This is a genomic window from Sphingomonas sp. STIS6.2 (genome assembly GCF_000732685.2).
Lineage (GTDB): Bacteria > Pseudomonadota > Alphaproteobacteria > Sphingomonadales > Sphingomonadaceae > Sphingomonas > Sphingomonas aerolata.
This window is the reverse complement of record NZ_JPDP02000025.1, coordinates 1-21,071: the sequence shown is the minus strand read 5'-3', so window position 1 is coordinate 21,071 and position 21,071 is coordinate 1. Positions and strand designations below refer to the sequence as shown.

At 68.3% G+C, this 21,071-nt stretch carries 14 protein-coding genes and 1 pseudogene; 9 read left to right on the top strand and 6 right to left on the bottom strand.

What is annotated here, in order from left to right:
• The 7 genes from xylA (at position 1) to sphst_RS03960 (ending at position 11,680) form a co-directional block, all read left to right on the top strand.
• A complete protein-coding gene (gene xylA / locus sphst_RS03990; RefSeq protein WP_056406591.1) occupies positions 1-1,308 on the top strand; it encodes a xylose isomerase in 1,308 nt (435 codons plus the stop codon).
• A gap of 395 nt (positions 1,309-1,703) precedes the next feature.
• Positions 1,704-2,954 (top strand): arsenic transporter, encoded by a 1,251-nt coding sequence (locus sphst_RS03985; protein WP_031395162.1) that lies wholly within the window; start codon positions 1,704-1,706, stop codon positions 2,952-2,954.
• 52 nt (positions 2,955-3,006) lie between these two features.
• Complete coding sequence (locus sphst_RS03980; RefSeq protein WP_031395163.1) at positions 3,007-4,287, top strand: MFS transporter; 1,281 nt, start codon at positions 3,007-3,009, stop codon at positions 4,285-4,287.
• 100 nt (positions 4,288-4,387) lie between these two features.
• On the top strand, positions 4,388-5,965 hold the full coding sequence (gene nadB, locus sphst_RS03975) for an L-aspartate oxidase (RefSeq protein WP_031395164.1): 1,578 nt from the start codon (positions 4,388-4,390) through the stop codon (positions 5,963-5,965).
• A gap of 116 nt (positions 5,966-6,081) precedes the next feature.
• Positions 6,082-7,191 carry a serine hydrolase gene (locus sphst_RS03970; RefSeq protein ID WP_199848905.1) on the top strand — a complete coding sequence of 370 codons (1,110 nt, stop codon included), beginning with the start codon at positions 6,082-6,084 and terminating at the stop codon, positions 7,189-7,191.
• A 78-nt stretch (positions 7,192-7,269) separates the two neighbouring features.
• Positions 7,270-10,044 carry a DNA polymerase I gene (polA, locus tag sphst_RS03965; protein WP_031394223.1) on the top strand — a complete coding sequence of 925 codons (2,775 nt, stop codon included), beginning with the start codon at positions 7,270-7,272 and terminating at the stop codon, positions 10,042-10,044.
• Between the two features lie 118 nt (positions 10,045-10,162).
• Positions 10,163-11,680, top strand: a complete 1,518-nt coding sequence (locus tag sphst_RS03960) for a lipopolysaccharide biosynthesis protein (protein ID WP_056406599.1) — start codon at positions 10,163-10,165, stop codon at positions 11,678-11,680.
• A 33-nt stretch (positions 11,681-11,713) separates the two neighbouring features.
• On the opposite strand, the gene purH is transcribed toward sphst_RS03960, so the two are convergent.
• From purH to sphst_RS03940, 4 genes are all read right to left on the bottom strand, one after another.
• On the bottom strand, positions 11,714-13,276 hold the full coding sequence (gene purH / locus sphst_RS03955) for a bifunctional phosphoribosylaminoimidazolecarboxamide formyltransferase/IMP cyclohydrolase (RefSeq protein ID WP_031396297.1): 1,563 nt from the start codon (positions 13,274-13,276) through the stop codon (positions 11,714-11,716).
• Between the two features lie 253 nt (positions 13,277-13,529).
• A complete protein-coding gene (locus sphst_RS03950; protein WP_031396296.1) occupies positions 13,530-15,233 on the bottom strand; it encodes a heparinase II/III family protein in 1,704 nt (567 codons plus the stop codon).
• A 29-nt stretch (positions 15,234-15,262) separates the two neighbouring features.
• Complete coding sequence (rpe, locus tag sphst_RS03945; protein WP_031396295.1) at positions 15,263-15,922, bottom strand: ribulose-phosphate 3-epimerase; 660 nt, start codon at positions 15,920-15,922, stop codon at positions 15,263-15,265.
• Positions 15,923-15,993: 71 nt separating this feature from the next.
• Entirely contained in the window at positions 15,994-17,271 is a 1,278-nt protein-coding gene (locus tag sphst_RS03940; protein WP_107045199.1) for an RsmB/NOP family class I SAM-dependent RNA methyltransferase, read from the bottom strand.
• Positions 17,272-17,373: 102 nt separating this feature from the next.
• Here sphst_RS03940 and sphst_RS03935 point away from each other — a divergent pair, with 102 nt between their 5' ends.
• Positions 17,374-17,532 (top strand): DUF1674 domain-containing protein, encoded by a 159-nt coding sequence (locus sphst_RS03935; RefSeq protein ID WP_081874308.1) that lies wholly within the window; start codon positions 17,374-17,376, stop codon positions 17,530-17,532.
• A 242-nt stretch (positions 17,533-17,774) separates the two neighbouring features.
• Positions 17,775-19,604, top strand: coding sequence for an AsmA family protein (locus tag sphst_RS03930; protein ID WP_234387317.1), 1,830 nt, complete (start codon positions 17,775-17,777; stop codon positions 19,602-19,604).
• A 46-nt stretch (positions 19,605-19,650) separates the two neighbouring features.
• Here the strand turns inward: sphst_RS03930 and sphst_RS03925 are convergent, their stop codons facing one another.
• Both sphst_RS03925 and sphst_RS03920 read right to left on the bottom strand, forming a co-directional pair.
• Entirely contained in the window at positions 19,651-20,628 is a 978-nt protein-coding gene (locus sphst_RS03925) for an NAD(P)H-dependent glycerol-3-phosphate dehydrogenase (RefSeq protein ID WP_107045198.1), read from the bottom strand.
• Positions 20,625-21,071: pseudogene (locus sphst_RS03920) on the bottom strand (tRNA (adenosine(37)-N6)-threonylcarbamoyltransferase complex transferase subunit TsaD); the annotation flags it as partial. The gene sphst_RS03925 and the pseudogene sphst_RS03920, both read right to left, overlap by 4 nt.

Here is a 21,071-nt window from a genome sequence, read left to right as displayed (position 1 = left end):
ATGTCCGACTTCTTCGCCGATATCCCCCAGATCAAATATGAGGGCCCCGACAGCAGCAACGAGCTCGCCTATCGCTATTACGACAAGAGCAAGGTCGTGCTCGGCAAGACGATGGAGGAGCATCTGCGCTTCGCCGCGTGCTTCTGGCACACCTTCTGCTGGCCGGGGTCGGACGTGTTCGGCGGGGGCACGTTCAACCGCCCCTGGCATGCCGGCGCCAACGACTCGGCCGCCGCGGCGCACAAGCGCGAGGTCGCGTTCGACTTCTTCAAGAAGCTCGACGTGCCCTATTACTGCTTCCACGACGTCGACGTCATGGCGGATGCCGCCAACGTGACCGAGCATCGCCGCTTTTTCGCCGAAGCCGTCGACCATCTCGAACAGCTCCAGGCCGCGTCGGGCCGCAAGCTGCTCTGGGGCACCGCCAACGCGTTCAGCCATCCGCGCTATGCGGCCGGCGCGTCGACCAACCCCGATCCCGAAGTCTATGCCTTTGCCGCGCTGCAGGTCCGCGACGCGCTCGAGGCGACGCATCGCCTCGGCGGCCAGAACTATGTGCTGTGGGGCGGTCGCGAAGGCTATGAGACGCTGCTCAACACCGACATGAAGCGCGAACTCGACAATTTCGGCCGCTTCCTGAGCCTCGTCGTCGAGCACAAGCACAAGATCGGCTTCACCGGCACGATCCTGATCGAACCCAAGCCGCACGAGCCGACCAAGCACCAGTACGACTTCGACACCGCGACGGTGTACGGGTTCCTCAAGCGCTACGGGCTCGAGAACGAGGTGCGCGTCAACATCGAGGCGAACCACGCCACGCTGTCGGGGCATACCTTCGAACACGAGATCGCGACTGCCAACGCGCTCGGCATCTTCGGGTCGATCGATGCCAATCGCGGCGATCCGCAGAATGGCTGGGATACCGACCAGTTCCCCAATTCGGTCGAGGAACTGACGCTGGCGATGGTCGAGATCCTGCGCGGCGGCGGCTTCACCACCGGCGGCTTCAACTTCGACGCCAAGGTCCGGCGCCAGAGCATGGACGCGGCCGACCTGTTCTACGGCCATGTCGGCGGCATCGACGTCGTCGCGAAGGGCCTACTCGCCGCTGCCGCGATCATCGAGGATGGTCGGGTCGATGCGATCAAGGCCAAGCGCTATGCCGGCTGGGACGGTGATTTCGGCAGCACGATCGGCGGGCTCGATCTGGCCGGTATCGCCGATCTCGCGGTCGAGCGCGACATCGATCCGAAGCCGGTTTCCGGCCAGCAGGAGCGCCTCGAAAACCTGATCAACCGCTTCCTCTGATCGACCCGCGACGCCGGGGCCACGTCCTGACGGACGGGCCCCGGCCTTGCCGCTCGCTGCCCAGCCGCTGCAATCAAGCTGCTGGGAACAGGCGATAAACCCGTCGATCCGGGTCCGATTGCCACATGAACGATTTGTCACGATCGCGGCGGGGCCCTTTGCCCCTGCTGCTGTGTTGTCGCGCCTGACACCAGTTGTCCGCAAGTCATGTCAGGGGCCGGATCGATGCATAACATTACTATTAGGGCAACAACACTTCCCGATCACGCCGCCTAGTCTGAAAAGACCATGGCGAGGACCAGGATGATGACCGGCTATGCTGGTCATCGTGGCGATTATGACTGCCGTGTCGCACCGGATCGGTGCCGCGTCGGAAAATGCGACGGACGCTGCGCGTGACACCCGGGATTGGCCTGACCTGGGCAATTTGCGCGGCGGCGACGGCCGGGGTGATCGCGCGCCCGTTCCGCCTGCCCGAAGCGGTGTGGGCGGTCGCCGGCGCGGTCGCGCTGCTCGCGCTGGGTCTGTTGCCACTCGCTGCCGGGCTGACCGCGGTCGGCAAGGGCATGGACGTCTATCTCTTCCTGATCGGCATGATGCTGCTCAGCGAGACCGCGCGCCAGCAGGGCCTGTTCGACTGGATCGCCGCGACCGCCGCGCGCGGTGCACAGGGGTCGCCCGTCCGCCTGTTCGCGCTCGTCTACGTCACCGGGATCGTCACCACGACCTTCCTGTCGAACGACGCCACCGCGGTCGTGCTCACGCCCGCCGTCTATGCCGCCGCGCGCAAGGCGAAGGCGGATCCGTTGCCGCTGCTGTTCGCCTGCGCACTCATCGCCAACGCGGCAAGCTTCGTGCTGCCCATCTCCAATCCGGCGAACCTCGTGCTCTATGGCGGCACGATGCCCCCGCTCGGCCAGTGGTTCGCCTCGTTCGCGCTGCCATCGGTGGCGGCGATCGTCGTGACCTATGGCGCGCTCCGCTGGACCGAGCGTGCGCGGCTCGTCGGGCAGTGCGAGACGGAGATCGCGCGCACGCCGCTGACCCTCGGCGGCAAGGCGGCGCTGGCAGGGATCGTCGTCACCGCGGTCGTGCTATTGCTGGCCTCGGCATTCGACGTGCAACTGGGGTTGCCGACCTGCATCGCGGGGGTCGCGACGACGCTCGCCATCTGCCTGCTGGTCCGCATGTCACCCCTCGTGGTCGTGCGCGACGTGTCGTGGAGCGTGCTGCCGCTCGTCGCCGGGCTGTTCGTGCTGGTCGAGGCGCTCGATCATAGCGGCGTCATCGGCCACGTCGCTGCGTGGTTGCGAGCAGAGGCCGCCGATCCGGCGCGTGCAGCCCTGACCGCGGGGACCCTGCTCGCCTTCGGGTCGAACCTGGTCAACAATCTTCCCGCCGGGCTGATCGCGAGCACCGCGGTCGCACAGGCGCAGCCACCACGCGTCGTCGTCGATGCGCTGCTGATCGGCGTCGATCTCGGCCCCAACCTCTCGATCACCGGGTCGCTTGCGACGATCCTGTGGCTCCAGGCAATCCGCCGCGAAGGCCTTGATGTCGGGTTCCTGCGCTTCCTGAAGGTCGGCGCGGTAACGATGATTCCCGCGCTCGCCGCCGCGCTCGGCACGCGCCTGCTGATCGGCTGACCCTCGACGCTCCTCTCTGCCGCCCCCTCTTTTCCAGGACCAAGGACCGACCATGGCGACCCTCTCCGCTTCCCTGCCCTCCCGCCACCCCCCCGGCGGCAAGGCCCCGCACCGTCATGCGCCGGCGGGACGTACGCTCGACGCGCTGAACTTCTTCCTCGCCGACGTGCGCGACGGGCTCGGGCCCTATCTCGCCATCTATCTGGTCGCGGTCCGCGGTCCCGCGCATGGCTGGAACGAGGCGACGGTCGGGCTGGTCCTGACGATCGCCGGGATCGTCGGCCTGATCGCGCAGACGCCCGCCGGCAGCCTGATCGACAAGAGCCGCAACAAGCCGCGGATCGTCATGGTGGCAGCGTTGCTGGTAACTTTGGCCAGCGTATCGCTGCCGTTCGTCACGGGCTTCACGGTGGTGACCATCACCCAGTCGGTCGCCGCCGTCGCCAGCGCGATCTTCGCCCCCGCAATCTCGGCGATCACGCTCGGTCTGGTCGGGCCAAAGATGTTCGCCAAGCGGGTCGGCCGTAACGAGGCGTTCAACCATGCCGGTAATGCGGTGTCCGCCGGGCTCGCGGGCGTACTCGCCTGGACGTTCGGACCGGTCGTGGTCTTCTGGCTGATGGGCGCGCTGACCGTCGCCAGCATCGTCACCGCGACGCGGCTCCACAACGACGATATCGACAATGCCGTCGCGCGTGGCCTCGACTGCGAGCCCGATGCGGACTGCGACGAGCCAAGCGGCTGGAAGACGCTGATCGATAACCGCCCGCTGATGACCTTTGCGGTGATAGCGTTCCTCTTCCATCTGGCGAATGCCGCGATGCTGACCTCGGTCAGCCAGCTACTCGCGCGCACCGTCGGCAAGGATCAGGCGACGTCGCTGACCGCCGCGTGCATCGTCGCGGCACAGCTCGTGATGGTGCCCGTCGCGATCTTCGTCGGCCGGCATGCCGAACGGCTCGGCACCAAACCGCTGTTCCTCGTCGCCTTCGGGTTCCTCGCCGCACGCGGCGCGCTCTACACGCTGTCCGACGATCCCTATTGGCTGGTCGGCGTGCAGGCACTGGACGGCGTCGGCGCGGGCATTTTCGGCGCGCTGTTCCCCGTCGTGATCGCCGACCTGACCGAGGGGAGCGGCCGGTTCAACGTCAGCCAGGGCGCGGTCGCGACGACGCAGGGGCTCGGCGCAGCGCTGTCGGCGACGCTGGCGGGATCGATCATTGTCTGGGCAGGCTACAGCGCGAACTTCCTAACGCTCGCGGCGATCGCGGGGGCCGGGTTCCTGCTCTACATGATCGCGATGCCGGAGACGAAGAAGGGCGGCCAAGTGTAAGTCGGGAAATCGATCCGAACACCCCCTGTCCTGTGGTCCCGCTTTCGTGCAACAGCAGGACCCCACATCACCCTGTCCCCTGCCCCGGATCCCGAGCCGCATGACCAGCGACATTCTCATCATCGGCTCCGGCGCGGCCGGGCTGACCGCCGCGCTCACCCTCGCCGACCGTTTCACCGTCACCGTGCTCGCCAAGGGGGCTCTGAACGAAGGGTCGACCGCCTGGGCACAGGGCGGGATCGCCGCGGTGCTCGAACCCGGCGACACGTTCGAGAATCATGTCGAGGACACGATGGTCGCCGGCGCCGGGCTGAACGATCGCGGGATCGTCGAGATGGTGGTCGAGGGCGCCCCCGCCGCGATCGAACGGCTCACGCATCTCGGCGTGCCCTTCGAGACCGAAGGGAACGCGCTGCACCTGACGCGCGAGGGCGGCCACAGCCATCGGCGGATCGTCCATGTCGCCGACGCGACCGGCTGGGCGGTGCAGGAGGCGCTGCAGAGGGCCGCCGAAGCGCACCCCAACATCACGCTGGTCCCCGACCAGGTCGCGATCGACCTCGCCACCGGGCGGCACGAGATGCGCTATTCGGGCGCAGGCCGGGTCTGGGGCGTCTATGCGGTCGACCGCGGCACCGGACGCGTCGCGCTCTACACGGCGCGCGCGACGATCCTCGCGACCGGGGGTGCGGGCCGCACTTACCTGTTCTCGACCGCGCCACGCGGCGCGACGGGCGACGGCATCGCGATGGCCTGGCGCGCGGGCGCGCGCGTGTCGAACATGGAAATGATGCAGTTCCACCCGACCTGCCTCTACAATCTGGAGGTCAAGAATTTCCTGATCACCGAGGCAGTGCGCGGCGAAGGCGGGCGGCTGATCAACCCGACCACCGGCAAGCGTTTCATGACCTATTATGATCCCGTCCGGATGGAGCTGGCGCCGCGCGATATCGTCGCGCGCGCGATCGACGCCGAGATCAAGCGCTACGGGCTCGATTACGTTCATCTCGACATCAGCCACATGCCCGCCGACTTCATCCGGCATCATTTTCCGAACATTCACGAAAAGCTGCTGACGGTCGGTATCGACATGACGACGCAGCCGATCCCCGTCGTCCCCGCCCAGCATTACACCTGTGGCGGGATCGTCGTCGACGAGCATGGCAAGACCGACCTTCCCGGGCTCTATGCGGCGGGCGAGTGCACCGAGTCGGGGCTGCACGGCGCGAACCGGCTGGCGTCCAACTCGCTGCTCGAATGCTTCGTGTTCGGCGAGGCCGCGGCGGACAGCATCGCCGCCGATTGGGACAGCCTGCCCCCGCCGCCGCCGATCCGTCCCTGGGACGAAAGCCGCGTCACCGATTCGGACGAGGAGGTGGTGATCAAGCAGACCTGGACCGAGATCCGCCGCTTCATGTGGAATTATGTCGGCATCGTCCGCACCACCAAAAGGCTCGAACGCGCACAGCACCGGATCGCGATGCTGAACGAGGAGGTCGCCGAATATTACCAGCATTTCCGCGTCACGCCCGACCTGATCGAACTGCGCAACCTGCTCCAGACCGCAGAACTGATCGTCCGCTCGGCGCTGCACCGTCACGAAAGCCGCGGGCTGCACTACACGCTCGATTATCCGCAGATGCTGCCGGAGGCGATCGACACGGTCCTGACGCCCTGACGTTCCGCGTCCCGGCGCATCGGACGTGCAGTTCGTCGCAGCCGGGCGCGCGGGGCGTATCGCGGCAGTCCGGACCGTATCAGGATCGTAGCGCTATCGCAGGATATCCGACACCCATGGCAATTGGCAGGTTCGCGCGTCTTTTCGTGACCGGCGGCATCGCGCTCGCGCTGAACGGCTGTGGCTCGACGTCACGCCCCGGTGCGACCGGCGCCGCGCCGCAGGGCGATGGGACCACCAGCGTGTCGGTCCCGGTCCCATTGCCCAAAGCACGCGCCACCCGTGCCGCGCCCGCTCCGCTCGTCACGGCGATCGACGCCTTGCACCATGATTTTGCGGGCAAGGCGGGGATCGCGATCCGCGCGGTGGACGAGGGCTGGACGGTCGAGGCCGGCGGACGCCAGCGCCTGCCGCAGCAATCGGTCAGCAAGCTCTGGGTCGCGATCACGCTGCTCGACCTGCGCGACCAGGGCAAGGCGAAGCTCGAGGATCCGGTCGTCGTCCGCGCGGAGGATCTGACGCTGTTCCATCAGCCGATCGCGATGCTCGTCACCGGCGACGGCTATCACACCACCGTCGGCGAATTGCTCAGGCGTGCGCTGACGCATAGCGACAATACCGCGAACGACCGGCTGCTGAGCTATGTCGGCGGCCCGCGCGCGGTGCGCGGCATGATCCTGCGCAAACAGCTGGGCGAGATCCGCTTCGGTCCGGGCGAGCGGCTGTTGCAAAGCGGGACGGCGGGGCTCGTCTGGCAGCCCGCCTATGCGCTCGGCAACGCGTTTGCGGTCGCCCGCGCACGGCTCGATCCGCAGATCCGCGCCGCCGCACTCGACGCCTATGTCGCCAATCCGCCCGATGGCGCCGCGCCGATCGCGATCGCGGATGCGCTGGCCCGGCTCGCGCGGGGCGAATTGCTCAGCGCCAGCTCGACCCAGGTCCTGCTCGACACGATGGGCGCGTCGGTCACCGGCCGCGCGCGGTTGCGCGCCGCGCTGCCCGCGGGGTGGCGGATCGCGCATAAGACCGGCACCGGCCAGGATCTCGGTCCCCGCAACGCCGGCTTCAACGATGTCGGACTTCTCACTGCACCCGACGGCAAGCGCTATGCGATCGCGGTGATGATCGGCGACACGCTGCGGCCGATCCGCGAACGCCAGATGCTGATCCAGGCGGTCGCCGCCGCGGTCGCCGCGCATGCCGGTGGCGCCCGCCCGTCGGTCTGAGATTTTCCTCACACCTGATACCCAACAACCACGCTTCGCCCATTGGTCCGCGCGCGCGCATCCGCTAGACCGCGCGCGATGCCCCATCTCTATCTCGTCGACGGCTCCGGCTATATCTTCCGCGCCTATCACCGGCTGCCGCCGCTTACCAACAAGCATGGCGAGCCGGTCGGCGCGGTGTACGGCTATACCACGATGCTGTGGAAGCTCGCGGACGAGGTCCACGCGGCCGATGGCCCGACGCACATGGCGGTCATTCTCGACAAGTCGTCGAAGACGTTCCGCAACGATCTCTACGACAAGTACAAGGCGCAGCGTCCGCCCCCGCCCGAGGATCTCGTCCCCCAGTTCCCGATGATCCGCGACGCGACGCGCGCCTTCTCGCTGCCGTGCATCGAGACGGAGGGGCTCGAGGCGGACGACATCATCGCCTGTTATTCGAAGGCTGCGCTGGCGCAGGGCTGGTCGGTCACGATCGTCTCGTCGGACAAGGACCTGATGCAGCTGATCGAGCCCGGGCTCGACATGTACGACACGATGAACAACCGCCGGCTGGGCGCGGAGCATGTCGCGGAGAAATTCCACGGCGTCACCCCGGCGCAGCTCGGCGACGTGCTCGCGCTGATGGGCGACAGCGTCGACAACGTCCCCGGCGTCCCCGGCGTCGGCCCGAAGACCGCCGCCAAGCTGATCCTCGAACATGGCGACCTCGAATCGGTGCTCGCCGCCGCCGAGGGGATGAAGAAGGGCAAGCTGCGCGACAATCTGATCGAGCATGCCGAGATGGCGCGGCTGTCGAAGGTGCTGGTCACGCTCCGATGCGACGTCGCGCTACCCGAGCCGCTCGAGGATCTCGAGCTCAAGGGCATCCCCGACGCCCCCTTGCGCGCGTTCCTCGATCATCACGGCTTCAAGTCGCTGATCGCCAAATTGTCGGCCGTCGCCGAAGCCCCGGTCGCCGAGTCGACCGTGGTCGCGGACATGGACGCGGACGAGCCGTGCAAGCATGACGATTACGAGACCGTCGTCGACGAGGCGGCGCTCGACCGCTGGATCACCTTGGCAAAACACCAGGGCTGGATCGCGATCGACACCGAGACGACCGGGATCGACGCGACTCGGGCGGACCTCGTCGGGATCAGTCTGGCGCTGCATCCGAACCTCGCCTGCTACGTACCCATCGCGCATGGCGGCACCGATCTGCTCGCGGAAAATCCGGTCCAGATCGACCGCGCGGTCGTGCTGGCGAAGATGAAGCCGCTGCTGGAGGATCCGAGCATCATCAAAATCGGCCATAATCTGAAATACGACATGATCGTGCTGGCCCGCGCCTATGCCGCCACCGGTGGCGTGACGATCGCGCCGTTCGACGACACGATCCTGATGAGCTTCGACCTAGACGCCGGGCTTCACGGCCACGGCATGGACGAGCTCGCCGCGACGCACCTTTCGCACACCTGCATCGCGTTCAAGGACGTGGTCGGCACCGGCAAGTCGCAGCGCAGCTTCAACGAAATCGACCTCAAGGCCGCGACCCATTACGCCGCAGAGGACGCGGACGTGACGCTGCGCCTGTGGCGGCGGTTCAAGCGCCGCCTGCCCGCCGAGGGTTCGACGCGCGTCTACGAGATGGTCGACCGCCCGCTCGTCCCCGTCATCGCGCAGATGGAGATGCACGGGATCAAGGTCGACGCGGCGAAACTGTCGAAACTGTCGACCGAGTTCGCCGCGCAGATGGCGAGCCTCGAAACCGAGATCCACGCGCTCGCCGGCGCACCGTTCACGATCGGCAGCCCCAAGCAATTGGGCGACGTGCTGTTCGAGAAGATGGGCATCAAGGGCGGCCGCAAGGGCAAGTCGGGCGTCTATTCGACCGACGTCACCGAACTCGAACGGATCGCCGCCGACAAGGATTCGCCCGGCGCGGTGATCGCGCGCAAGGTGCTTGACTGGCGCCAGCTGTCGAAGCTGAAATCGACCTATACCGACGCGTTGCAGGCGCAGATCAACCCGGCGACGGGTCGCGTCCACACCTCCTACTCGCTGACCGGCGCGCAGACCGGGCGGCTGTCGTCGACCGATCCGAACCTGCAGAACATCCCGATCCGCACCGAGATCGGTCGCCAGATCCGCGACGCGTTCGTGGCCGAGCCCGGCAACGTGATCCTCGCCGCCGACTACTCGCAGATCGAGCTGCGACTGGCCGCTCACATGGCGAACGTCCCCGCGCTGAAGCAGGCGTTCGCGAACGGCGACGACATCCACAGCCTAACCGCGCAGGAGCTGTTCGGCGAGGTCAACCGCGACACGCGCGGTCGCGCCAAGACGATCAACTTCGCAATCCTCTACGGCATCTCGCGCTGGGGGCTCGCCGGCCGGCTCGACGTGTCCGCGGACGAGGCGCAGGCGATGATCGACCGCTATTTCGATCGCTTCCCCGGCATCTCCAACTACATCGTCGACACCACCGAAAGCGTCCGCGCGACCGGGTTCACGACGACGTTGTTCGGTCGCAAGACGCATTTCCCGCGGATCCGCTCGAAGATCCAGCACGAACGCCAGGGCGCCGAGCGCGCCGCGATCAACGCGCCGATCCAGGGGACGAGCGCGGACATCATCAAGCGCGCGATGGTCCGCATGGGGCCGGCGCTGCTCGAAGCCGGGTTGCCGAACGTACGCATGCTGCTTCAGGTCCACGACGAACTCGTGTTCGAACTGCCCGAGGGCGATGTCGAGGCGGCCAAGCCGGTGATCGAACGCGTCATGGCGACCGCGGCCGAGCCGGCGGTGTCGCTCGACGTGCCGCTGGGGATCGAGATCGGCACGGGCCTGAGCTGGGGCGCAGCGCATTGATCGCGCAGGGCGGCAGCCGGCCACGCCCGGCTGACTCGCACAAGCGCGGCCGGCGGAGCGTTCGCTCCGACCGACGACGCGGCTTTGCCGCGGCGCGGCGCACCAGCGGCGCCCGCCCGTGACCGAATCGACCAAGGACATCGACACGCTCGCCAAGGGCGGTCGGACCAACATTGCGGGCTTCGTCCTCCGCCTCGCCGCGCGCATCCCGTTTCTGTTCATCGCGGGACGCATCTACGGCCCGGACCTGGTCGGCCGGTTCGCGATCGCGGTCGTGGTGGTCGAACTCGCCGCGCTGCTGGCGACGCTCGGCCTCAAGCGCGGTCTTGCGCAGGCGCTGAGCAGCACCGAGCGGCCGCACGCCTATGTCGTGTGGGATGCGATGGCGGTGGCGTTCGTCGCGTCGCTGATCGCGAGCGCGGTGCTCTTCACCTTCCCCGAGATCATGTACCCCAATACGGCGATCACCGGGCTCGACCGGTTCCTGCCGCTCATCATCGTCGCGGTCGCCTGGTCCGACGTCAGCCTGGCGGCACTCGCCTATCGGCTGAACGTCAAGGCCGCGGTCACCGCGCGTGCGGTGGTCGAGCCGTGGACGATATCGATCGCCGCCTGGGCCTTCTCCTATTTCACGATCCGCGACGGGCTGGTGCTCAGCTATGTCGCGTCGATGACCGCGGCGCTGATCGCGAGCCTCGTGCCGTTCGTGCGAAGCTACGGGCTGCCGCGCGGCTGGTCCCCGCATCTGCGCCCGCTCTATGCGCTCGCCCGCGCCAATGTGCCACTGGCGGGCGCGGACATCCTCGAATGGGGCAGCCGCAACGTCGACCGCTTCATCCTCGGCGTGATGTTCGAGCCCAAGGTCGTCGGCATCTATTATATGGCGCAACAGGTTGCGAGCCTGCCGCAGAAGCTCAAGACGAGCTTCGACCCGATCCTCGGCCCCGTCATCACGCAGAGTCTTGCGATCAACGACCGCGCAGCGATCGCCAATCAGGTCCGCCAGGTCGCGTTCTGGATCATGGCCGCACAGGGAGGCCTCGCGCTGATGGGCTCGATTCCCGGCGAGGCGGTGATGGGCGTGGTCGGGCCGCAATTCGTCGCTGGCACCGCCGCGCTCGCCTTCCTGCTGACCGCCGAATTCCTCGCCTCGAGCGGCGCGGTCAGCGAATCCGCGCTCGTCTATATCGCGCGGCACCGCAATCTGATGATCTCGGCGGTGATGCTCGCCTTCCAGATCGGCCTCAGCTTCACGCTGATCTTCGCGATCCGCCGCCTCGGCTATCCGGTCAATTATCAGGCTGCGGGACCCGCGATCGCGCTCATGATCTCGGTCGCGCTGACCTCGGTGATCAAGTCGCGGCTGCTCGGAAGCCTGCTCGGCGCGAGCGTCTCGCCGTGGCGCTGGCCGCTGGTCTGGGCCGCGCTTGCGGCGATCGTCGTGGGCGCGGGCTTTACCGCGCTGCCCAAGCGGCTCGAATGGGTCGAACTCGCGGTCGGCGAGCCGGCGATCGCCGCGACCTATCTCTTCATCCTGTGGAAATGGGCGTTCGGGCCCGCCGACCGCGCCCTGTTCGCCAAGACCCCCGAGCCCAGCGAAGCGACGCTGCCGCGGAGCGGGTCCCCGGTCCGCTGATCCGGCCCCCCGAAGCCGGGGGGCCGCCGGCGATCAATGGCGGAAGTGGCGCATCCCGGTAAACACCATCGCCAGCCCCGCCTCGTCCGCCGCCGCGATCACGTCGGCGTCGCGGATTGATCCGCCCGGCTGGATCACCGCGGTCGCGCCTGCCTCAACCGCCGCGAGCAGCCCGTCGGCAAACGGGAAGAACGCGTCGGAGGCAACCGCCGCGCCGATCGTCCGCGGCGTCGCCCAGGCCGCCTTGTCCGCCGCATCCTTGGCCTTCCACGCAGCGATGCGCGCGGATTCGAGGCGGTTCATCTGCCCCGCGCCGATGCCCGCGGTGCTGCCGTCCTTGGCATAGACGATCGCGTTCGACTTGGTGTGCTTGGCGACGGTCCACGCGAAGCGGCAGTCGGCGAGCTCCTGCGCCGTGGGCTGGCGCTTCGTCACCACCTGCAACTCGCCAGGCGTGCCGTTGTCGCGCCCCTGGACGAGCCAGCCACCCGCGATCGACTTGGCGGTGAGCCCTGCGCGCGCCGCATCGGGCAGGTCGCCGGTCAGAAGCAGACGCAGATTCTTCTTCGCGGCGAACAGTGCGATCGCCTCCTCATCGGCATCGGGTGCGACGACGACTTCGGTGAAGATGCCGGTGATCGCGCGCGCGGTCTCGACATCGAGACGGCGGTTGACCGCGATGATCCCGCCGAACGCCGACACGGTGTCGCAGGCGAACGCCGCGGCATAGGCCTCCTCGAGCGTCGCGGCGGTCGCGACGCCGCACGGATTGGCGTGCTTGACGATGACGACCGAGGGGGCGGCATCACGGAACTCGGCGACGAGCTCGAGCGCGGCGTCCGCGTCGTTCAAATTGTTGTAGCTCAGCGCCTTGCCCTGCACCTGACGCGCCTGGCCGATGCCGAGGACGCCATCGGTCGCGGTGTAGAAGGCCGCCGACTGGTGCGGGTTCTCGCCGTAGCGGAGCGCATCGCCGCGCTTGAGCGTGATCGGCAACGTGGCCGGAAACTGCTCGCCCTGATCGACCGTGCCGAACCAGGTCGCGATCGCCGAGTCATAGGCGGCGGTGGTCGCGAACGCCTTGGCGGCGAGGCGCTTGCGGTCGTCGAGCGTCGTGCTGCCGCCCGCGACCAGCGCATAGTCTGCGGGATCGGTGACGATCGCGACATAGGCATGGTTCTTGGCGGCCGAGCGCACCATGCTGGGGCCACCTATGTCGATATTCTCGATCACCGTGTCGCGGTCCGCGCCCTTGGCGACGGTCGCCTCGAACGGGTAGAGATTGACGATCACGAGGTCGATCGCGACGATCTGGTGCTCTTCCATCGACGCGGCATGCCCCGCATCGTCGCGCACCGCGAGGAGGCCACCGTGCACCATCGGGTGCAGCGTCTTCACGCGGCCATCCATCATCTCGGGAAAGCCGGTCAGCTCCGACACGTCGCGCACCGTCAGCCCTGCCGCACGCAGCGCGGTGGCGGTACCGCCGGTCGACACCAGCTCGACACCGTGGCTCGCAAGCGCGGTGCCGAGATCGACGATCCCGGTCTTGTCGGAGACGGACAGGAGTGCGCGCTTTATCGGGATGCTGGTCATGACAGGTCTTTCGTGATCCGGGTTTCGCCGTGCGGCGGGCCTTAGCGTCGGTTGACGTTGGGGAACAGGGGGCGGGTCGCGCGCAGATGTCGCCGTCTCGCGTCACGCCACGAATATAGCACCTCCCCGGCGGAGGCCGGGGTCCAGTTGGGGAACGTCGCCAACCTAAGACGACGCTTCGTCATCGCCACCTTTCCAACTGGACCCCGGCCTCCGTCGGGGAGGGTGATTGTAAACGCTCTCGGTTTGGCGCTCAGGCCTTTTTCAGTGCCCAGCTCACGCTCGCGCCACCCGCCGCGGCCTCGCCGGTGATCATCAGTTGCTGCGTCGCGACCGGGCGGCCGTCCGCGTCGATCCAGACGCTGTCCTCGACCACCAGCGCGCCGCCGCGGCAGCGGAACTGCCAGATCGCGCCGCCCGGCAGGCGGAGTATCGCGCCCAGACCGTCCGCGGTCGGCGACACCTGTACCCCCGCGCCCAGATGGAAGCGGATCGCGAACAGCGAGAGGCCCAGGCGCCGCTTGCTGCCCTTGGGCAACAGCGCGTCTTCGCCCCGCAATTCACGGCCGTCGCCGGTCAGCATCAGCTGGCGGCGGTGCACAAAGCCCCAGCGCCGGACATAGCCGTCATGGCTCGCCTCGATCCGGCTCGCTGCCTCCGATTCCTGCCGGCTCAGCTCGACTTCGGCAACACCGCGGCCGAGCGTCCCGTCGGCATGGATCGCAGTCGAGTTGCTGTCGGCGATCGTCAGCGTCGAATGCGCCGCGGTCGACCGCAAGCCCTCGACCATTGCCGGCGGCAATTGCGCGATTCCCGCTCGTGCGCCGCCGCAATTGACGACCAGCCGCGCCGGGCCATCGGAAAATTCGAACGCGAGCGTCGAAGCGCACCCGCCTTCGACAAGGCGTGCGACGGGTGGCGGCGCGGCGTCGACGATCAGCACCGAGGAGGCCGCCGCCAGCCGCTGATAGCCCCAGTCGCGCGCCTGGCGGAGCGGCCGGGTCCGGATGCCGCTCGCCTCGATCACCGCGGCGACCTGAGTCTCGCTTGCGGGGCCCCCGCCCTGCCAGCTCGACAGTCCAAGATCGCCATGCGTCACGCCGAGCAGCGCCGCGACCATCTTGGTGAGCGTCGTCGCGACGGGCTCGGGCAAGGCCAGGTTGCGTGCAAGGTAACTGTCCTGGAGCAGCGTCAGAAGCTGGATCGAATCGAGCAGCATCGCCGGGCTGCGCGAGACCGAACCGCCATCGTCGAACAACCCGGTGCCGAGCGCGCGCAGCAGCCCGGCCTCACCGAACGCGCGGCGCGGGTCACCGCCCGGGATCAGCAGCCCGGCGGCGACGACGCCGCACCATGCCGCGATCCGCGGTGCGCCTGCGGGCACCTTGTCCGCGCTTCGATCGAGGTGCAGCGCGCCCCGCGCGAGCGCGTTCAGCACCTTCGAGCGGTAGACTAGGTCAGCCGACGACAGGATCAGCGGCGCATGCGCGGTCCAGAACAGGATCCGCCTGCCCCAGAGGTCCGGCCGCCACGCGATCCCGCCCGGCGTGTCGGCATAGGCGGTCAGCCACAGCCCCATCAGATATTCGGCGATCGGTGCCCCGCGTGCGCGGGTTGCGACGGTCGACAGGTCGCGCAGCCAGGCAAAGCTGTGGAAATAGTCGGCAAAGGGACCGGGCAACGGCTTTGCCAGATCGAGCGTCTCGATATCGCGCACCTCGCCACGGAACGACAGCAGGCCCTCGAGCAGCATCGTGCCCCGCGGGATGTCGCCGAGCACCGGATCCTCGGGGACTGCGATCAGCTTGAGCGGATAGCGTCCCTTGAGCCGCAAGGCATGGAGCGGCGTACGCCAGGTCAGGCGGTGAAAGCGCTCCGCCAGCCGGTCGGCGAGCGACAGCCCGTTGTCGCCGCCGAGCCGGATCAGGCGACGTCCTTCGTCGATACCGTCGAGCATTGGATCGGTCACGGGATCGGGCTGGTCGGTCAATCGCCCCTCAATGCCGCGATGTTGGCGGCATACTGTGCCGGCCCCCCGCGAAACACCGACGTCCCCGCGACCAGCGCGTCCGCACCCGCATCGATGCAGCGCTTCGCCCATTCGGCGTCGACACCGCCATCGACCTCGAGATCGATCATGCGACCGCTCTTCTCGATCATCGTCCGGATCGCGGTGATCTTCTTGAGCTGGCTGGGGATGAAGCTCTGCCCGCCAAACCCGGGATTGACGCTCATCACCAGCACGAGGTCGACCATGTCGAGCAGGTAATCGAGCATCTTCGCCGGCGTACCGGGGCAGATCACGACACCCGCGCGCTTGCCGAGCGACTTGATGTGCTGGAGCGAGCGGTGGATGTGCGGGCTGGCCTCGTAATGCACGGTGATGCAGTCCGCGCCGGCCTCCGCGAACGCATCGAGATATGCGTCGACGGGGGCGATCATCAGATGGACGTCGAACGGCTTGGCGGTGACGCCGCGCACCGACTTCATGACCGCGGGGCCGAACGAGATGTTGGGGACGAAATGCCCGTCCATGACGTCGATATGGATCCAGTCGGCGCCGGCCGCATCGATGGCGCGGACCTCCTCACCCAGTTTGGCGAAGTCGGCGGACAGGATCGAGGGGGCGATGCGGACGGGTTGCATGAATGTGTCCTAGCGGGGGATTCACGTGGTGCGAAGGCCTTCAATCCTCCCCCAAAGCGGGGGAGGAATGGTCAGGCGCGCTTCAGACGGGTGATGAAGAAGCCATCGCAACCGCCTTGTTCGGCGAGCATGCCCGGCAGCGTGCGGACGGTGCCGGTGTCGGTCGGCGTGATCCCGGCGGGGAGCTCGGCCTGGTCGACCGGCACGATCGAATAGTCGCTGCGCGCGGCGAGGAACGCGTCGAGCTGCGCCTCGCCCTCCGACGGTTCGAGCGAGCAGGTCGCGTAGACGAGCGTGCCGCCGGGCTTCACCCAGTCGGCCGCGCGCGCGAAGATCCGCGCCTGCAGCGCCGCGGTCTCGGCGATGATCGAGGGGCGGACGCGGTGGAGCACGTCGGGGTGGCGGCGGAAGATACCGGTCGCGCTGCACGGCGCGTCGATCAGGATCGCGTCGGCGGGCTCGGCGGGCGCCCATTCGAGGAGGTCGGCGTTGACGACCTCGGCCTTCAGATGCGTCCGGTAGAGATTCTCGCGCAGCCGCTTGATCCGGCTCTGCGAATTGTCGACCGAGGTGACGGTCCAACCCGCCGAAGCGAGCTGCAGCGTCTTGCCGCCGGGCGCCGCGCACAGATCGAGGACATGGCCCTCCCCCTTGCCCAGCAAGCGCGCGGGCAGCGAGGCGGCGATGTCCTGCACCCACCAGGCGCCGTCGCCAAAGCCCTCCATGTCGGGGACCGAGGCATGATCGCCCAGCCGCAGATGCCCGGGCATGAAGCTCTCGCCGCCGAGCTTCTCGCGCCAGCCTTCGGTTTCGGCCGGGTCGGCGATCGTCAGGTCGAGCGGCGGTGGTGCGGCGATCGCACGGCCCGCATCGTCGACCATCTCCTCGCCCCATGCGGCTTCCCAGCGCAGCTCGACCGGAGCGGGCAGCGTTGGCACCTCGGGCAGCAGCATGTTGGCGCGGAACAGCGTCCCGAACACGCCGTGGACCAGCTTGCGCGGACCGCCATCGACCAGCGGCAGCACGGTCGAGATCGCGGCGTGCGACGGCGTGCCGAGGATCAGCACCTGGACGAGCGCGATCCGCAGCGCCATCCGCGCCTTCGCATCATCGGGCAGATTGGTCTTCGTGACCGAATCGATCATCGCGTCGAGATCGGGGAGACGGCGCAGCGTCTCGGCGGCGATCGCATGTGCAAGCCCGCGATCGGGTCCGTGGATCGCGCGGGTCGCGGCGGGCAGCGCGGATTCGAGCGATTCCCCGCGACGCAGCACCGCATCGAGCAGGCGCAGCGCGGCGCGGCGGGTGGGGACGCCAAGCGGCTCGGGGGCGTGGGTATAGTCGGGCATAAGAAGGTCCTTCGCGTTCGGGTGCCGCGCGCTGCATTGGCAAGTCGCACGGCGCGCCCCATGTGGCGGTTACGACGCCAACACGCAATCCGGAGAGCCATGATGGGCCAGCGCCCCGACCATGTGAAGCCACCCGCCTATCTGTCGAAGGATACACCGGTGCCACAGCCCGAGCCGATCGTGCCGGACAAGGACCCCGAACCGCGCGACCCGACGCGCTATGGCGACTGGGAACTCAAGGGCATGGCGATCGACTTCTGATCGCTTCGTCGTTTCGAGGCCTGATCCAGCGCTGCTCCACATCCGTCATCCCCGCGCAGGCGGGGATCCATATTCCCGGTTGGCGGCGGTGAGGCCGCACGCTTCGCCCCTATGGATTCCCGCCTACGCGGGAATGACAGAGGTTGTGTCGGTAAATCTGCGGCAGCGGTCCTGACGCACGCGGAACGTATCGCACGGCGGCGCGTCGCGGTAGGATGAGGGGATTCTTCGCAAAACGCTGGGTGAAAATCACCGGCATCGTCGTCGCTGGCGTGCTCGTGCTGGGGTTGATCGTGCTCGCCGCCTTCCCTTGGGGGTCTCTCAAGGGGGTGATCCAGCGTCAGCTCACCGCGCGGTTCGGCCGGCCGGTGACGATTGGCGGGATCGAGCGCGTCGACACGTTCGGGTTCAACCCCACGATCCGCATCACCGACGTCCGTATCCCGCAGGCGGAATGGGCGGGAACGGGCGATTTCGTCCGGCTGCGCGAGGCCGAAGCCACCTTTTCCGGGCTCGCACTGCTGAAAGGGGCGTTCGGGCCGCGCGACGTGAAGGCGCGCGGACTGCGGCTTGTGCTGGTCCGCGACAGGAACGGCCGCACCAATTGGGAACGCCCGGGCAAGCCGAAGGGCGGCGGGAGCTCCACCGACCTCGACGGACTGACGATCAGCGACAGCGTGATCGCCTATCGCGACGACAAGCAGGACCGGTTCGTTACCGCACGCTTCACCGCCGATCCAGTGCACGGCATCCGCGCAGCCGGCAACGGCACGATCCGCGGTGCGGCGGTGCGGATCGCCGTGGCGGGGCCTTCGGTCGAGCGGTTCCAGGGCAAGCCCTGGCCGTTCACCGCGTCGATCGACGGCGACGCGCTCTCGATCATCGCGAAGGGCCGGATGGACCACCCGCTCGACACCGACGCGATGGAGCTCGACGTGACCGCACGCGCGACCGACCTCAAGCTGATCGACGCGGTGATCGAGGCCGGGTTGTTCCGCACGCAGCCGGTGTCATTCTCCGCGCATGTCCGCCACGATCAGCCGAAATGGACCGTCACGCAGCTGAAGGGCGTGGTCGGACGGTCCGATTTCACCGGGCATGTCAGCGTCGACAAGCAGGATGGCCGTAGCAAGGTCGACGGCGCGATCGTGTCGCGACAGTTTGATTTTGGTGATCTGGCGTCGGACGAAGGCAAGGCGAAGGGTGCCGCACTCGAGCGCGCGATCGGCCCGCGGCTCGTGCCCAACACGCGGATCGATATCGGCAAGATCGACACCACCGACGCGCGGATGGCGTTCCGGATCAAGCGGATCGTGAGCGCCAAGGGCGCGTCGCCGATCCTGTCCGCCAGGGGCGTGCTGGCGATCGACCACCAGCTGCTGACGCTCAGCGACCTCGACGCGCGATTGCCGCATGGTCGGGTCGAGGGGAAGCTGACGGTCGACCAGCGCGGCGACCGCAAGGTACCGATGGTCGATATCAACCTGCGGCTGCGCGGCAGCAGCGTGCAGGATCTCGCGGGCGGCGGCGGTGAGTTCAGCGGCAATGTCAGCGCGCGCGCACGACTGAGGGGGCCCGGCACGACGATCCGCGCGGCGGTCGGCAATGCGAACGGCACGATCGGGTTCGTCGCGCGTGACGGGCAATTGCCGCAGGGAATCGCCGCGGCTCTGGGATTCGATGCGGCGCGCGCGCTGCTGGCGAAGGATGGCGAGCGCGCGGGGCTGCGCTGCGTCGTGCTGAAACTCGACGTGACGCGCGGCCATGGTCGGATCGATCCGATGATCGTCGACACGACCGCCAGCCTGATGCGCGGTCAGGGGAGCGTGGTGTTTCCCGGCGAGACGCTGAACATCCGGCTGACGGGCACGCCGAAACAGCATGCGCTGCTGCGCGTGCCGGGCTCGGCCTATATGACCGGCACGATCGAGCGGCCGGCGGTAACGATTCCGCCCGAGGTGAAGTCGGTCGGCAACATCTTCAAGGCGATCGGCCGCGCGATCACGGGAAAACAGGGCCCGACTGCGCGCGATGCGGATTGCTCGGGGCTCGCGGCGCGCGTGCTGCGCTAAACCGATCCTCCCCCGCCAGGGGGAGGATGAAGCAATCGCCTCCTAATCAGCCCGCCTCGTCCTTGAGCGGTCGCGCGAGGAGGTCGCCGATCACGTCGCGAACCGGTGTCCCTTCCAGCAGGCGGCAGACGGCCTCGGTGATCGGCATGTCGACGCCCGCGTCACGCGCGGCCTCGCCCAGCACGGGGGCGGTGAATGCGCCTTCCGCGACCGTGCGGCGATCAGCCAGCAACGCGGCCGCCGCCTCGCCCCGTCCGAGCCCCACCCCGAGCGAGAAATTGCGCGAACTCGTCGAGGAACAGGTGAGCACGAGGTCGCCGAGCCCCGACAGCCCGGCGAGCGTCTCCGCGCGCGCGCCGCGCGCAAGCCCGAACCGCGTCATCTCGGCAAAGCCGCGCGCGATCAGCGCCGCACGCGCATTCTGGCCAAGCCCGGCCCCTTCGACCACGCCACAGCCGATCGCGAGCACGTTCTTCACTGCCCCGCCAATCTCCGCACCCGCGACGTCGGTCGACGCATAGGTCCGGAAATGCCGCGCCGCGAGCCGGATCGCGAGTGCCTCGCCAAGCGCCTCGTCCTCGCAGGCAAGCGTCACCGCGGTCGGCAGCCCCGCCGCTACCTCATGCGCGAAGGTCGGCCCCGACAGCACCGCGATCGGCGCGTCGGGATGCACCGCACGCGCGACCTCGCCGACCAGCCGCTTGCTCCCCGCCTCGATCCCCTTGGCGCACAGCACCAGTGGGATGCCGCCGATCGGCGCGGCGGCGAGCACGCTGCCGACATGCTGCGCCGGCGCGACGACGAGGATCGCGTCCATGTCCGCCAGCGCACCAAGGTCGCCGGTCGCGCGGATCGTTGGCGACAGCGCGACGCCGGCGAGGAACAGCGCGTTCGCATGAGTCGCGTTAATCGAGTCGACGACGGCCGGCTCGCGTGCCCACAGGATCACGTCGCGACCTTCATGCGCCGCCACCTGTGCCAGCGCGGTGCCCCAGGCGCCGCCACCGATGACGCCGATCTTCATGCCTTCACCCCTGCACCGCGTACCGCCTCGGCGTCGGGATCGAGCGGCCAGCGCGGGCGGGCCGCGGTGTCGAGCGGATCGGTCAGTCCGGCGGCGAACCGCTCCGCCCCGGCCCAGGCGATCATCGCCGCATTGTCCGTGCACAGCCAGAGCGGCGGCGCGACGAACCGCAGGCCGCGGGCCGCGGCAAGCGTCTGCAGTGCGCCGCGGACCGCGCCGTTCGCCGCGACCCCGCCCGCGACGACCAGCGCGGTGGGTGTGACCCTCAGACCGTTCAGCGCCCTGGTCGTGCGGTCGATCAGGCAATCGACCACCGCGGCCTGGAACGACGCAGCGATATCCTCCGGCGGATAGTCCCCGACGACCCGCGCGACCGCACTTTTGAGACCGGCAAAGGAGAAATGCGGTTCGGCCGAACCCTTGAGCGGGCGCGGCAGCGGCAC